The 14,335-nt window shown below is 66.4% G+C and carries 12 protein-coding genes and 1 pseudogene; 12 read left to right on the top strand and 1 reads right to left on the bottom strand.

All coding sequences use genetic code 11. The annotated features are described in order from the left end of the window. Positions 1-96: 96 nt before the first annotated feature. From HU230_RS24875 to HU230_RS24850, 6 genes are read left to right on the top strand one after another with little or no spacing between them, the layout of a single operon-like run. Positions 97-969 (top strand): carbohydrate ABC transporter permease, encoded by an 873-nt coding sequence (locus HU230_RS24875; RefSeq protein ID WP_176529432.1) that lies wholly within the window; start codon positions 97-99, stop codon positions 967-969. 4 nt (positions 970-973) lie between these two features. Beyond that, positions 974-1,804, top strand: a complete 831-nt coding sequence (locus HU230_RS24870) for a carbohydrate ABC transporter permease (RefSeq protein ID WP_176529433.1) — start codon at positions 974-976, stop codon at positions 1,802-1,804. 16 nt (positions 1,805-1,820) lie between these two features. Beyond that, positions 1,821-2,828, top strand: coding sequence for an ABC transporter ATP-binding protein (locus HU230_RS24865; protein WP_176529434.1), 1,008 nt, complete (start codon positions 1,821-1,823; stop codon positions 2,826-2,828). Positions 2,829-2,839: 11 nt separating this feature from the next. After that, positions 2,840-3,613: an SDR family NAD(P)-dependent oxidoreductase gene (locus HU230_RS24860; protein ID WP_176529435.1), complete on the top strand. Its 774-nt coding sequence runs from the start codon at positions 2,840-2,842 to the stop codon at positions 3,611-3,613. A 27-nt stretch (positions 3,614-3,640) separates the two neighbouring features. Next, positions 3,641-5,293 carry an FGGY-family carbohydrate kinase gene (locus tag HU230_RS24855; protein ID WP_176529436.1) on the top strand — a complete coding sequence of 551 codons (1,653 nt, stop codon included), beginning with the start codon at positions 3,641-3,643 and terminating at the stop codon, positions 5,291-5,293. 9 nt (positions 5,294-5,302) lie between these two features. Next, positions 5,303-6,241 (top strand): carbohydrate kinase family protein, encoded by a 939-nt coding sequence (locus HU230_RS24850; RefSeq protein ID WP_176529437.1) that lies wholly within the window; start codon positions 5,303-5,305, stop codon positions 6,239-6,241. A gap of 20 nt (positions 6,242-6,261) precedes the next feature. Here the strand turns inward: HU230_RS24850 and HU230_RS24845 are convergent, their stop codons facing one another. After that, complete coding sequence (locus HU230_RS24845; protein ID WP_176529438.1) at positions 6,262-7,149, bottom strand: LysR family transcriptional regulator; 888 nt, start codon at positions 7,147-7,149, stop codon at positions 6,262-6,264. A gap of 124 nt (positions 7,150-7,273) precedes the next feature. On the opposite strand from HU230_RS24845, the gene HU230_RS24840 reads away from it, so the two are divergent. From HU230_RS24840 to HU230_RS24815, 6 genes and pseudogenes are all read left to right on the top strand, one after another. Continuing rightward, a complete protein-coding gene (locus tag HU230_RS24840; RefSeq protein WP_176529439.1) occupies positions 7,274-8,704 on the top strand; it encodes an amidase in 1,431 nt (476 codons plus the stop codon). A 76-nt stretch (positions 8,705-8,780) separates the two neighbouring features. Further along, a pseudogene (locus tag HU230_RS24835) lies at positions 8,781-9,745 on the top strand (ABC transporter permease). Next, a complete protein-coding gene (locus HU230_RS24830) occupies positions 9,742-10,635 on the top strand; it encodes an ABC transporter permease (RefSeq protein WP_420840800.1) in 894 nt (297 codons plus the stop codon). The pseudogene HU230_RS24835 and the gene HU230_RS24830 overlap by 4 nt, the downstream one beginning before the upstream one ends. Positions 10,636-10,638: 3 nt before the next feature. After that, positions 10,639-11,643, top strand: coding sequence for an ABC transporter ATP-binding protein (locus tag HU230_RS24825; RefSeq protein ID WP_176529440.1), 1,005 nt, complete (start codon positions 10,639-10,641; stop codon positions 11,641-11,643). Beyond that, positions 11,640-12,674, top strand: a complete 1,035-nt coding sequence (locus HU230_RS24820) for an ABC transporter ATP-binding protein (protein ID WP_176529441.1) — start codon at positions 11,640-11,642, stop codon at positions 12,672-12,674. The genes HU230_RS24825 and HU230_RS24820 overlap by 4 nt, the downstream gene beginning before the upstream one ends. 56 nt (positions 12,675-12,730) lie before the next feature. Continuing rightward, positions 12,731-14,221 carry an ABC transporter substrate-binding protein gene (locus HU230_RS24815; protein WP_176529442.1) on the top strand — a complete coding sequence of 497 codons (1,491 nt, stop codon included), beginning with the start codon at positions 12,731-12,733 and terminating at the stop codon, positions 14,219-14,221. The last annotated feature ends 114 nt before the right edge of the window (positions 14,222-14,335 follow it).

Raw genomic sequence — 14,335 nt, 5'->3', positions numbered from 1 at the left:
GGCCGCCCGACCAGCTCAAACCTCCCGAGCTGGACCACTGCGACCATCCTGTCCCGCAGCGGGATGGTCGCTCCTTTCCTTAAGAAGGAGGCGGGGATGGCGACCCAGCAGACCCAACTGCTCGCACGCACGCTGCTCACGCCCGCGGTTGCGCTGCTGTTCATTTGGATGATCGTGCCGCTCGCGCTCACGATCTACTTCGCGACCCTGCACTACAGTCTGCTCGATCCCGGCTCCGAATCCTTCGTCGGGCTGGAGAATTTCCGCTACTTCCTCACCGATCCGGCCTTCCTCGCCTCGCTGCAGAACACGCTGGTGCTGGTCGGCTCGGTGCTCGCGATCACGATCATCCTCGGCGTGCCGCTGGCGCTGTTGCTCGACCAGCAGGTGGTCGGGCTCTCGATCGTCCGGTTGATGGTGATCGCACCGTTCTTCGTGATGCCGACGGTGAGCGCGCTGGTCTGGAAGAACCTCCTGATGCATCCGGTGTCGGGCCTGTTTGCCTGGATCGCACATCTGTTCGGGCTGCCGGCGATCGACTGGTTCAACGATGCGCCGCTGTTCTCGGTGATCCTGATCGTCTCCTGGCAGTGGCTGCCGTTCGCGACCCTGATCCTCTTGACCGCGCTGCAATCGCTCGACGAGGAACAGAAGGAGGCCGCCGAGATGGACGGCGCGAGCGCGATCTCGACCTTCATCTACATCACGCTGCCGCATCTGGCGCGTCCGATCACGGTGGTGATCCTGATCGAGACCATCTTCCTGCTCACGGTGTTCGCGGAGATCTTCGTCACCACCGGCGGCGGCCCCGGTCTGCAGACCACCAATATCGCCTTCCTGATCTATTCGCAGGCGCTGATCCAGTACGACGTCGGCAGCGCCTCGGCGGGCGGCCTGGTCGCGGTGGTGCTCGCCAACATCGTTGCGTTCTTCCTCGTTCGTATCGTCGGCCGGAATCTGGAGGCGTAACGTCATGGCGCGGATGGTCACGACACGGAACAAGGTGATCTCGACGGCGGCAGCCTGGCTGGTCGGCTTCCTGATCTTCTTCCCGATCCTCTGGATGGTGCTGGCGAGCTTCAAGACCGAGCTCGAAGCCTTCGCGATCCCGCCGTCGTTCCTGTTCTTCCACTGGACGACGGAGAACTACGTCACGGTGCAGGAGCGCAGCGACTACCTTCATCACGCGCTCAACTCGATCATTATCGCCGGCGGCTCGACGCTGATTGCGATGCTGATCGCAATTCCGGCGGCATGGTCGATGGCATTCTCGCCGACCAAGCGGACCAAGGATGTGCTGCTCTGGATGCTGTCCACCAAGATGATGCCGCCGGTCGGCGTGCTGGTGCCGATCTACCTGATCTACCGGACGTTCGGTCTGCTCGATACCCGAAGCGGCCTGATCTTCATCCTGTGCCTCGGCAATCTGCCGATCGTGATCTGGATGCTGTTCACCTATTTCAAGGAGATCCCGAGGGACATTCTCGAGGCGGCGCGGATGGACGGCGCCACGATCGGGCGCGAGCTGATCTATGTGCTGACGCCGATGGCGGTGCCGGGGCTTGCCTCGACTTTGCTGCTCAATCTGATCCTGGCGTGGAATGAGGCGTTCTGGACTCTCAATTTGTCGACCCTCGAGGCCGCGCCGCTCACCGTGTTCATCGCATCCTATTCGAGCCCGGAAGGATTGTTCTGGGCAAAATTGTCGGCGGCGTCGACGCTCGCGATCGCGCCCATTCTCGTGCTCGGCTGGTTCAGTCAGCGGCAACTCGTCCGCGGCCTGACCTTCGGCGCGGTCAAGTAGCAGAAAGGCTTTCGCCATGGGTCAGATTACGCTGCGGGGTGTGCAAAAATCGTTCGGGCCGGTCCACATCATCAAGGGGGCCGACCTTGAGATCGCCGACGGCTCCTTTGTCGTCTTCGTCGGTCCGTCAGGCTGCGGCAAGACTACGCTGCTGCGGCTGATCGCCGGGCTCGAGGATGTCACCGGCGGCGCCATCCTGATCGACGGCCGCAACGTGGTCGATGTGCCGCCGGCCAAGCGCGGGCTGTCGATGGTGTTCCAGTCCTACGCGCTCTATCCGCATATGAGCGTGCGCGGCAACATCGCGTTCGGCCTGAAAATGGCCGGGGTCGCCAAGGACGAGATCAACCGCAAGGTCGAAGCCGCCGCGGCCACCCTCAACCTGACGCCCTATCTCGAGCGCAAGCCGCGCGAGCTCTCCGGCGGCCAGCGCCAGCGGGTCGCGATCGGGCGTGCCATCGTGCGCGAGCCGAAGGCGTTCCTGTTCGACGAGCCGCTGTCGAACCTCGATGCCGCGCTGCGAGTGCAGATGCGGCTCGAGGTGACGCGATTGCAGAAGCAGCTCGGCACCACGGCGATCTACGTCACCCACGACCAGGTCGAGGCCATGACCATGGCCGACAAGATCGTCGTGCTCAACGGCGGCAAGATCGAGCAATATGGCTCGCCGCTGGAGCTCTATGAGAAGCCGGCAAACCTGTTCGTCGCCGGCTTCATCGGTTCGCCGAAGATGAATTTCGTCACCGGCGAGTTCGCCAAGCAGCAGGGCGCGACCACCATCGGGGTGCGGCCGGAGCATTTGAAGGTCGAGCGCGACGGGCAGGGCGGCTGGCAGGGGACAGTGGCGGTCGCCGAGCATCTCGGCAGCGACACCTTTCTCTATGTCGACGCTGCGGCATTGGGAACGCTGACCGCGCGCTATGTCGGCGAGCTCGACCTGCATCCCGGCGATCGCGTGTCGCTGATCCCGGATCCGGCACGCATCCATCGTTTCGACGACAGCGGAAAGTCGATCTACGCGTAAGGAAGAAGAAAATGTATCTCGAGAAATTCAAGCTCGGCGGCAAGACCGCCATCATCACCGGCGCCGGTCAGGGCATCGGGCTCGCCTGTGCCGAGGCACTCGCGGAAGCCGGCGCCAAGGTCATCATCGGCGATCGCGACGCCAAGGTCGCCAATGATGCGCAGGCGGCGCTGAAGGCCAAGGGCTTCGACGCCGATATCGCGCTGATGGACGTGACGGATTCCGGGCGCGTCTCGGCGGTCGCCGACGAGCTGGTCCGCAAGTACGGCAAGGTCGACATCCTCGTCAACAATGCCGGCATCGCGCGCAGCGAGACGCCAGCCGAGACCGTGACCGACGAGCACTGGCTCAACGTCATCGACGTCAATCTGAACGGCACCTTCTGGTGCTGCCGCGCGTTCGGCAATCACATGCTGAAGGCGAAGTCCGGCACCATCGTCAATGTCGGCTCGATGTCCGGCTTCATCGTCAACAAGCCGCAGGAGCAGTGCTTCTACAATGCGTCCAAGGCCGCGGTTCATCATTTGACCAAATCGCTCGCCGCCGAATGGGGCGCGCGCGGGGTTCGCGTCAACGCCGTGGCGCCGACCTATATCGAGACCCCGCTGAACGCCTTTGTGAAGAATAGCCCCCGCATGTATGACGCCTGGATCGGCGGAACCCCGATGGCGCGGATGGGCCAGGTCGACGAAATCGCCTCCGTGGTGCTGTTCCTGGCCTCCGAGGCGGCGAGCCTGATGACCGGAAGCATCGTTCTGGTCGATGGCGGCTACACTTGCTGGTAGGATCGCGCCGGAAATAACGGAGCGGCCATGCGGCAAGCCTATATCGGGGTGGACGTCGGGAGCACCAGTGCCCGGGCGGGGATATTCGACGAGGCCGGGAAGCTATTGGGTTCGGCCCGGCATCCGATCCGGGTCTGGCATGAGCCCGGCGACATTGTCGAGCAATCGTCCGATGACATCTGGGCGGCCTGCGTGACGTCCGTGCGTCACGCGATGCGCGAGGCAGCGGTCGCGGCCGAACAGGTCAAAGGCATCGGTTTCGATGCGACCTGCTCGCTGGTCGTGCTCGACAGAGGCGGCCGGCCGCTCACCGTCAGCCCGTCCGGCGATCCCGCGCGCAATGTCGTGGTCTGGATGGACCATCGTGCGATGGATGAGACCGAATTCGTCAACGCGACCGGTGATCGCGTGCTGCGCTATGTTGGCGGCGCGATCTCGCCGGAGATGGAGATCCCGAAGATCCTCTGGCTGAAGCGGCATCTGCCCGTGACCTTCGAGGCCGCCGGGCATTTCTTCGATCTCGCCGACTATCTTTCTTTCCGCGCCTCCGGATCGCTGGCGCGCTCGACCTGCACGGTTACCTGCAAATGGACCTATGTCGCGGGCGAGGGCGGCTGGAGCGAACCGTTCCTGAAGCGGGTCGGGCTCGAGGCGCTCGCCGCCGATCGCTTTGCCCGCATCGGCACCGAGATCGTGCCGCCCGGCTCGCCGCTCGGCCGCGGCTTGTCGGAGGATGCCGCGCGCGATCTCGGCCTGGTGCCGGGAACCGCGGTCGGCGCCTCGCTGATCGATGCCCATGCCGGCGGCGTCGGCGCGATCGGTGGCCGTGACGGTTCAGGCGCCGATGTCGATGTCTGCCAGCGATTGGCCTACATCATGGGGACGTCGGCCTGTATCATGGCGACGACCGTCGATCCTTGCTTCGTGCCCGGCGTCTGGGGCCCGTATTTCGAAGGCATGGTGCCGGGCTTCTGGCTGAACGAGGGCGGTCAATCCGCGGCAGGTGCCGCGATCGATCATCTGCTCAAGTCGCACCCGGCGCATGGCGAGGTTTTGCTAGCTGCGAAGAACGACGGCGTCGATGTCATCGAGTACCTCGAGAGGCGTATCCTGGCGCGCAGCGGCAATGCCGGCGCGGCCGCACTTCTCGCGCGCAACGTTCATGTCCTGCCGGAATTCCTCGGCAACCGGTCGCCCTACGCCGATCCCGGCTCGCGCGCCGTGATCGCGGGGCTCGATCTCGACACCGATGTGTCGGCGCTGGAGCGGTTGTTCGTCGCCGGCCTGTGCGGGCTGGCCTATGGCCTCGCCGACGTCATCGAGGCGCTGCAGGCCCACGGCGTCAGCGGCAAGACCATCGTGATCGGCGGCGGTGCGAGCCGCAGCCCCCTGGTGCGCCAGATCATGGCCGACACTACCGGCTACACGGTGGCGCTGCCGCAGACGCAAGAACCCGTCTTGCTCGGCGCTGCCATGCTGGGTGCGGTCGCCAGTGGTGCGCACGACTCGATCAATGCGGCGATGGCCGGCATGTCGGCACTTGGACGGTTGAGCGAGCCGACAGGGCCCGAGCTGGCCGATTTCCACCGCAAGAAGCGCAGCGTGCACAAGATGCTGCGCCGGCTCGATCGCGACAGCCGCGAGGCGATGAAGCGGGCGCCCGGTGCGGCGCCGGGTTGAGGTGTTTGCATGCTGCTGAGTTGCGGAGATGCGCTGATCGATTTCCTGCCGTCGCGGACGGCGGATGGACGCGAGGCCCTGACGCCCGCGGTCGGCGGCTCCTGCCTCAACATCGCGATCGGTGCCGCCCGGCTCGATGTTCCCACCGGCTTTGTCGGCGGCATCTCGACCGACACCTTCGGCCGGATGATCGCCGATCATGCCACGAACTCCGCGGTCGATCTCAGTCGCGCGACGCGCAGCGATCGCCAGGCCACGCTCGCCTTTGCGCGCGTGACCGGCACCGAAACGCAATACGCCTTCTATGACGCCGACACGGCATCGCGGAACTGGATCTATCGGCGCGATGCGATCGCGCTTGCCGGCGTTACATGCCTGCACACCGGCTCGACCACGCTGGTCCATGACAAGGGCGCGGCCGAGACGCTGGCCTTCATCGAGGATGCGCGGCCGAACGTGACGATCTCACTCGATCCGAACTGCCGGCCGAACCTGGTCAAGGACAAGGATGCCTATCGCGCCCGCATGCTCGCGTTCTGCGGCAAGGCCGACATCGTGAAAATGTCCGACGTCGACTTTGCCTATCTGTTCGGCGACGAGGCCTATGTGGCGCGCGCCGAGGCGCTGCTCTCGGGCGGCGCATCGCTCGTCGTCGTCACGCGCGGCAATGACGGCGCCTTGGCCTGGCATCGCAAGGCCGGAGCGATCGAGGCCGCCTCGCCGGTGGTGAACGTCGTCGATACGATCGGCGCCGGGGACAGTTTTCAGGCGGCGCTGCTCGCCGCATTGCATCGGCTGGACCGGATCGCACGGCCGCGGCTGCGCGACATCTCCACGGCGGAGCTTGCGCGCGCGCTGTCCTTTGCCTGCAAATGCGCCGCCTTCACCTGCACGCGCGCCGGCGCCGATCCGCCGCGAAGCCGGGAGCTGCCCGCGGATTATTGGTAGTTGGTTGGCAGCAGTTCGCGTCAGAGTCGCGCGACGACCTTCTCGGCGCTCTTGAGGAAATTTCGGATCAACGGGCTCGAGGAATCGCGCCGCCAGCAGGCCGCGATCTCGATCGTGTCGGTGATGTCGACAAAGCGCCGGAACGCGACGCCGGGCGGCGCGCCGAGCTTGGCGCAAGCCGGCAGGATCGCGAACCCCTCGCCGGCGAGCACGAGGCTGAGCGCCGAGTGCACGGTCTCCACCCGGCTGACGATCGGCATCACCACCTGATGCCGCCGCAGCATCGCGGACACCGCCGATGAGGTGGGCTGTTCCTCCGGCCGCGGCAAGGCGATCAGCGGGCGTCCCTGCAATCGGCTGACCGGCAGCGCAGAGAGGCGGGCGAGCGGCGAGCGCGCCGGCATCGCCAGCATCAGCGGCTGCGTGCCGATCTGGGCCACCTGGATTTCCGGATGATGGATTGCCGGCATGCACAAGGCGACGCTGACGGCGCGGTCGAGCAGCAAGGTTTCGCGGGTCGATGCGCTGAGCTCCACGAAATCGAGATCGACGCCCGGAAGCGACCGCCGCAGTTCCGGGACGAGGCGCGGCAGCACGGCGCTCGCCAGCACGAACATGTAGCCGACCGAGAGCCGTCCGCGCTGCCCGGAGGCGATCGCGCGCGCGGCCTCGAACCCTTCCTCGGCCAGCGCCAGCGCCTCGCTCGCCCGCGATAGCAGAGCGAGGCCGGCTTCCGTCAAATCCATGCCGCGCGTGCCGCGGCGGAACAGCGGCGTGCCGAGCTCGGCCTCGAGCTTGCGGATCTGCACGGACAGCGGCGGCTGGGCCATCCGCAGCCGCTCGGCGGCCTTGCCGACGCTGCGCTCCTCAGCCACCGCGACGAAGTAACGAAGCCGACGCAAATCCATAGGCATACCGAAAACGTATGGGTTGGCCTTCAAATTCGTATTGGACGCCGAGTTAACATGGGAGGCATTCTGGCTGTCAACGCGGTCAGAGGTGCCGACCGGATTTTGGAGAGCGTGCGTCAGAATGAGTGGAGATCTCTGCCTTTTGCCGGCGACCGAATTGCGCGCGCGCATCGGCGCCAGGGAAATATCTCCCGTCGAGGTGACGGCCGCGGTGCTGGCCCGCGCCGAGCGGCTGCAGCCGGAATTGAACTGCTTCATCACGCTGTGCGGCGACGAGGCGATGGCGCAGGCGAAGGCCGCGGAGCGGCAGGTCATGGCCGGCGAGCCGCTCGGCCTGCTCCACGGCATCCCGTTCACCGTGAAAGACATCGTCAGCACCAAGGGTGTGCGAACGACCTTCGGTGCGGTGCCGTACCGGAACAATGTGCCCGATCATGATGCGGTGGCGGTGGCCCGGCTCCGTGCGCAGGGCGGAATATTGATCGGCAAGACCACGACGCCGGAGTTCGGCAGCAAGTGCTTGACCGACTCGCCGCTGTTCGGCCGCACCCGTAATGCGTGGAGTGCGGAAAGGACGAGCGGCGGCTCCAGCGGCGGCGCGGCGGTCGCGGTCGCAAGCGGCATCGCGCCGCTGGCGGTTGCGACCGACGGCGGCGGCTCGACCCGGATTCCAGCGGCCTGCAACGGCGTGGTCGGGATCAAGCAGAGCAACGGCGTGATCCCGCACAGCCAGGTGCAGGACGCGTTCGGCAACCAGACCTATGTCACGCCGACCACGCGCACCGTCGCCGATACCGCGCTGATGATGCAGGCGATGGCCGGCGAGGATCCGTCCGATCCGTGGTCGATTGGCGTGCCGGTGCCTGACTATCTCGATCGCGCGGCGCCGCGCGGCGATCTCAGGGGCCGGCGGGTGCTGTACTGCCTGTCGCCGCCCGGGCGCCCGGTGACCGCGGACGTCGCCGCTGACTTCAAGGCGGGCCTCGACCGGCTGGCCAGCCTCGGCGCCGAACTCGAGGAATTCTCCGGCGACGGTTTCGATATCGAGCCGATCTGGCGCGCCATCAATCACACGGTCTGGCGGACCCGCTTCGAGAAGCTCGCGGCCGATCATCCCGATGACCTCAGCCCGACCTTCCTGAAGCAGCTCGCGCTGGCCGCCAAGGTCAGCGGCGTCGCCTACCAGCAGGCGATGTTCGACCGCACCGCGCTGTTCCGCCGCGTGCAGTCTCTGCTTGCGCGCGGCGACCTGCTGGCGATGCCGACGCTGACCCGCACGGCGCTGCCGATCGATCAGGATCTGTTCGGCACCATCGACATCGACGGCCAGAGCTTCGACAGCGTGCGGCCGCACTGGTTTCCCTGGACCATGCTGTTCAACATGACCGGGCATCCCGCGGTCAGCATCCCTTCCGGTTTCGGCCGCGACGGCCTGCCGATCGGCCTGCATCTGGTCGGCCGCTTCCGGGCCGATGCGGAACTGCTGCGCGTTGCGGCGCTGTTCGAAGAGGCGAGCGATCTGCTCGGCCGCTGGCCGGCGCTGAAATCATGAATGACGCGGTGAAGGGCTTGCATTCGTTCGCGAACATGCTGAAACCTGCGGCCTGTTCCTTACCCTTCGAGCGGGCATGAGCGTATTCTTCCTGCGACGGATCCTGACCCTGGTGGCGACGCTGTTCGCGGCCTCGCTGATCATTTTCCTGGTGCTCGACGCGCTACCCGGCAATGCCGCGCAGATGCTGATGGGCGCCGACGCCTCGCCCGATGCGGTGCGCGCGCTCACCGTCAAGCTCGGGCTCGACCAGCCGCTCACGGTTCGCTATTTGCTCTGGATCAAGGGCATGGCGGTCGGCGATCTCGGCAACAGCTATGTCTATGGCACGCCGGTGGCCGGCCTGATCGCGGAGCGGCTGGTGCTGACCATCCCGCTCGCGATCATGTCGATGCTGATCACGGTGGTGCTGGCGCTCGCCGCCGGCATCTACACCGCGGCCAACCACAACAAGCCAACCACAACAAGATCGGCGACGTCGGCGTGATGTCGCTGACCCAGATCGGCATCGCGCTGCCGAATTTCTGGTTCGCGATCCTCTTGATCCTGCTGTTCTCGGTGAAGCTGCAATTGCTGTCCGCCGGCGGATTCGCCGGCTGGGATGATGGCGTCTGGGCCGGGATCCGCTCGCTGCTGCTGCCCGCGATCTCGCTCGCCGTGGTGCAGGCCGCGATCCTGGCCCGCGTCACCCGCTCGGCGGTGCTGGAGGTGCTGCGCGAGGATTTCGTGCGCACCGCGCGCGCCAAGGGGCTCGGCAAGCGCGAGGTGCTGTGGCGTCATGTGCTGCGCAACGCCATGATCCCGGTCATGACGGTCATGGGCTTGCAATTCGCGAATCTGCTCGCCGGCACCATCGTGATCGAGAACGTGTTCTATCTGCCGGGCCTCGGCCGGCTGATCTTCCAGTCGATCGCCAACCGCGACCTGATCGTGGTGCGCAACTGCGTGATGCTGCTGGCTGCAATGGTCGTGACAGTCAATTTCGTGGTCGATGTCCTCTATGCCTTCATCGATCCGCGCATCAAGGTCGCCAACCTGTGAGCGCGCCGCTGACCGCATCCGCCACAGCGGCGATCGCACCGGGGACGAGACCTGTGACCGGCTTCTGGCGCCGCGCGCTGCGCCATCGCAGCTTCGTGCTTGGTGCGGTGCTCAGCCTGCTTGTGCTCGGCGCGGCGCTGCTGTCGCTGGTCTGGACGCCGTGGTCTGCTTACGACATCGACGTCGCCTCGAAGCTGCAACCGCCGTCGGCGGCGCACTGGCTCGGCACCGACGTGCTCGGCCGCGACATCGTCTCGCTGTTGCTGGTCGGCGCGCGCTCCACCATCATGGTCGGCGTCATCGCCGTCGGCATCGGCCTGACCTTCGGCGTTGGCCTCGGCCTGATCGCGGCTGCCCGCAAGGGCTGGACCGAGGAGCTCATCATGCGGATGAGCGACTTCACCTTCGCTTTCCCTGCGGTGCTGTCGGCCATCATGCTGGCCGCGGTCGCAGGCCCGGGCATGGTGACCTCGATCACCGCGATCGGCATCTTCCAGATCCCGACCTTCGTCCGCGTCACCCGCGGCTCGGCGAACGCGATCTGGGCCCGCGAATTCGTGCTGGCGGCGCGCGCCGCGGGCAAGGGGTCCTTCCGCATCACGATCGAGCACGTGCTGCCGAACATCCTGTCGATCCTGATCGTGCAGGCGACGATCCAGTTCGCGCTCGCGATCCTCGCCGAGGCCGCGCTGTCCTATCTCGGGCTCGGCACCCAGCCGCCGCAGCCGTCCTGGGGCCGCATGCTCAACGATGCGCAGACCCTGCTGTTCCAGTCACCGATGCTCGCGGTCTATCCCGGTGTTGCGATCGCGATCGCGGTGCTCGGGCTCAACCTGCTCGGTGACGGGTTGCGCGATCTGCTTGATCCCCGTCTGGCGCGGGAGCGTTGAGCAATGGCTGACACGGGTGCGCCGCTGATCGAGGTGAAGGACCTTGGCGTCCGGCTCAACACCAGCCGCGGCCCGGCGCAGGCCGTCCGCGGCGTCAGCTTTGCGCTTCGGCGCGGCGAGACGCTCGGGCTGGTTGGCGAATCCGGTTGCGGCAAGTCGGTCACGGCGCTGGCCCTGATGGGGCTCTTGCCCGACAGCGCCGTGATCAGCGGCAGCATTCGGCTCGACGGCGCAGAGCTCGTCGGTCTGCCTGACACGGCTTATTGCAAGCTGCGCGGCAACCGCATCAGCATGATCTTCCAGGAGCCGATGACCGCGCTCAATCCGATGCACACGATCGGCCACCAGGTCGCCGAGCCGCTGCGGCGTCATACCGGTGTCTCGGCAACCGAAGCGCGGCTGGAAGCCATTGCCTTGCTCGATCGCGTCGGGCTGCCTGATGCGGCGAGGCGGGTCGATGCCTATCCGCACCAGTTTTCCGGCGGCCAGCGCCAGCGCATCACGATCGCGATGGCGCTCGCCTGCCAGCCCGATGTGCTGATTGCCGATGAGCCGACCACCGCGCTCGACGTCACGATCCAGGGCCAGATCCTCGATCTGATCGCCGATCTCGTCGCGGAGCGCGGCATGTCGATGATCCTGATCTCGCACGATCTCGGCGTGATCGCCGAGAATGTCGAGCGCATGATGGTGATGTATGGCGGCACTGTCGTCGAAAGCGGCGCCACCGACGCCGTGTTCACCCGGATGGGCCATCCTTATACGCAGGGCCTGTTCCGCGCCCGCCCGCGGCTCGGCGCGCGCAAGGGGACGCGGCTCAGGACCATCGCCGGCACCGTGCCGGAGCTGGTTGACCTGCCTGCGGGCTGCACTTTCGCCGATCGCTGCGCGATCGTGGAAGGACGTTGCCGCGCGGCGTTGCCGGCTGTCGTCGATGTCGGCGGGAGCCATGGCGTGCGTTGCATCAGGACCGACGTCTCGATGGCCGCCGGAGGCATCGGCGCATGACGGTACCTGAACAGCCCCGGTCCGCGCCCGCGACGCCGCTGCTCGAGGTGACGGATCTCGCGCAACGCTACACCTTGCCGCGTGAAAGCCTGTTCAAGCCGGCGGCGCAGGTGCATGCGCTCAACGGCGTCACAGCGCAGGTCATGCCGGGCAAGAGCCTCGGCGTCGTCGGCGAGTCCGGGTCAGGCAAATCGACCTTTGCGCGGCTGGTGATGGCGCTGGAGCGGCCGACATCGGGCACGGTGTGTTTGCTGGGCCGCGACCTCAACCGGATGCCGCCGGACGAACTGCGCCATGCGCGCCGCGATTTCCAGATGGTGTTCCAGGATCCCTACGGCTCGCTCGATCCGCGCCAGACCGTCGCGCGCATCGTGGCCGAGCCGCTGACTGCGCTCGGGTGGATCGATCGCGGCAGCCTGCGCGAGCGTGTCACCGCGGTGCTGCGGCAGGTCGGATTGCGCGATGCCGACATGGACAAGTTCCCGCACGAATTCTCCGGCGGCCAGCGCCAGCGCATCGCGATCGCGCGCGCGCTGATCACCCAGCCGAAACTGATCGTCGCCGACGAGCCGGTCTCGGCGCTCGACGTCTCGGTGCAGGCGCAGGTGCTCAATTTGATGCAGGACCTGCAGGACGAGTTCGGGTTGAGCTATATCCTGATCAGCCACGACCTTGCGGTGGTCGATCTGCTCTGCGACGAGATCGCGGTGATGTATCTTGGGCGGATCGTCGAGCAGGGGCGTCCCGCCGATCTGTTCGCCCACAGCGCCCATCCCTACACACGCGCGCTGCTGGATGCGGTTCCGCGCGCCCGGGCAGGTCGCGTCCGGCGGCGCCGCGGCGCGCAGGCGATCGGCTCGCAGGCATCGGCCGCGGCCGGCTGTCCTTACGCGCCGCGTTGCCCTCTCGCCGACCAGCATTGTCGCGAGGCCGCGCCTGCGCTACGCAGCGTGGGAGACGCGCATCTGGCGGCCTGCCATTACGCCGAAGCCGTGATGGCGCTGCCGCCGGTGGTCGCGGAGGCCGGTTAGTCTATTGTGCGGGACCAGCCCAGGCTGATCAAAGAGCACGTCCGGGGAGCAGACCAATGTTGAGAAAATTGTGCATCATTGCGGCCGCTGCCGCGCTCGCCGCAGCACCGCTGCCGAGCCTCGCGCAGGGCAAGAAGGACAGCGTCGTGATGGGCATGACGCTGGAGCCGCCGGGACTCGATCCCACCAACGCGGCGGCCGCGGCGATCGCCGAAGTCACGCTCTACAACGTCTATGAGACGCTGACCAAGATCAACGAGGACGGCTCGGTGTCGCCGCTGCTCGCCGAAAGCTGGCAGGCCTCGCCGGACCTCAAGACCTACACCTTCAAGCTCCGCAAGGGCGTCAAATTCCAAAATGGCGAGCCGTTCGATTCCGCGGCAGTCAAGTTCACGTTCGACCGTGCCGCGGCGCCGACCTCGACCAACAAGGACAGGAGCCTGTACCAGGCCTTCGCGTCGGTGAGGGCGCCGGACCCGGAGACCATCGTCGTCGCGTTGAAGTACGCCGAGCCGAACCTGCCGTTCCTGCTCGGTCAGGCATCGGGCTCGATCGTCGAGCCGAAGAGCGCGCCGACCGATGTGACGCAGCCGGTCGGCACCGGACCCTACACGCTCGGCAACTGGGCCAAGGGCTCGTCGATCACGCTGGTCAAATGGCCGGAGTATCGCAACGCCGCCGCGATCAAGCTCGCCAAGGTGACGATCCGCTTCATCGGCGATCCCGCCGCGCAGGTCGCGGCGCTGCTGTCGGGTGACGTCGACGCGTTCCCGCGGGTTGCGGCGGCACGCAGCCTGGCGCAGTTCAAGGCCGACCCGCGCTTCAACGTGCTGATCGGCGGCTCGCGAACAAAAACCATCGTCGGCATCAACGAGCGCAAGAAACCGCTCGACGACGTCCGCGTTCGCCGCGCCATCCTGGCGGCGATCGACCGCAAGGCGATGATCGACGGCGCCGTCGACGGCTTCGGCACGCCGATCGGCAGTTTCTACACGCCGGGATCGCTCGGCTATGTCGATACCACCGGCATCAACCCCTACGATCCCGAACTTGCCAAGAAGCTGCTGGCCGAGGCCGGCGTCAAGACGCCGCTGGAGCTCAGCCTCAAGCTGCCGCCGCCGTCCTACGCGCGGCAGGGCGGCGAGGTGCTCGCGGCCCAGCTCGCCAAGGTCGGCATTGTTGCCAAGATCGAGAACGTCGAATGGGCGCAATGGCTGTCGCAGGTCTTCACCGGCCCGCACAATTACGACCTCACCATCGTCGCGCATGTCGAGCCGTTCGACCTCGTGAAGCTGACCGAGCCGGATTACTATCTCGGCTACAAGTCCGAGGCGTTCAACGCGCTCTATCAGCAGATCATGGCGACGCCTGACGAGGCCGGCCGCGCCAAGCTGCTCGGCGACGCGCAGCGCATGCTGGCAACCGATGCGGTCGCCGGCTTCCTGTTCCAGCCGCAATTGATCACGATCGCCAGCAAGAAGCTGAAGGGCGTGTGGAAGGACGTGCCGCAGTTTGAGAATGATTTCTCGACCTGGGCTTGGGAGTAACCTGGGAGTAATCCGGGAGGAAGCGATCGCGCCGGCGGAGACCAATGGCCTCAGCCGGCGCCGCGCGACGCCGTCGCTTGACGCTTAGTCTCATTTTGCGTGCTGCGCCTGCGA

The organism is Bradyrhizobium quebecense (genome assembly GCF_013373795.3).
In the GTDB taxonomy this organism is placed as follows: Bacteria; Pseudomonadota; Alphaproteobacteria; order Rhizobiales; family Xanthobacteraceae; genus Bradyrhizobium; species Bradyrhizobium quebecense.
This window is presented reverse-complemented; position numbering and strand designations above follow the sequence as displayed.

What these genes read in the sequence shown, in the direction of transcription:
- HU230_RS24860 (WP_176529435.1), top strand. Translation starts at nt 2,840, where the DNA reads ATGTATCTCGAGAAATTCAAGCTCGGCGGCAAGACCGCCATCATCACC.
- HU230_RS24875 (WP_176529432.1), top strand. Translation starts at nt 97, where the DNA reads ATGGCGACCCAGCAGACCCAACTGCTCGCACGCACGCTGCTCACGCCC.
- HU230_RS24850 (WP_176529437.1), top strand. Translation starts at nt 5,303, where the DNA reads ATGCTGCTGAGTTGCGGAGATGCGCTGATCGATTTCCTGCCGTCGCGG.
- HU230_RS24820 (WP_176529441.1), top strand. Translation starts at nt 11,640, where the DNA reads ATGACGGTACCTGAACAGCCCCGGTCCGCGCCCGCGACGCCGCTGCTC.
- HU230_RS24815 (WP_176529442.1), top strand. Translation starts at nt 12,731, where the DNA reads ATGTTGAGAAAATTGTGCATCATTGCGGCCGCTGCCGCGCTCGCCGCA.
- HU230_RS24825 (WP_176529440.1), top strand. Translation starts at nt 10,639, where the DNA reads ATGGCTGACACGGGTGCGCCGCTGATCGAGGTGAAGGACCTTGGCGTC.
- HU230_RS24855 (WP_176529436.1), top strand. Translation starts at nt 3,641, where the DNA reads ATGCGGCAAGCCTATATCGGGGTGGACGTCGGGAGCACCAGTGCCCGG.
- HU230_RS24845 (WP_176529438.1), bottom strand. Translation starts at nt 7,149, where the DNA reads ATGGATTTGCGTCGGCTTCGTTACTTCGTCGCGGTGGCTGAGGAGCGC.
- HU230_RS24840 (WP_176529439.1), top strand. Translation starts at nt 7,274, where the DNA reads ATGAGTGGAGATCTCTGCCTTTTGCCGGCGACCGAATTGCGCGCGCGC.
- HU230_RS24865 (WP_176529434.1), top strand. Translation starts at nt 1,821, where the DNA reads ATGGGTCAGATTACGCTGCGGGGTGTGCAAAAATCGTTCGGGCCGGTC.
- HU230_RS24870 (WP_176529433.1), top strand. Translation starts at nt 974, where the DNA reads ATGGCGCGGATGGTCACGACACGGAACAAGGTGATCTCGACGGCGGCA.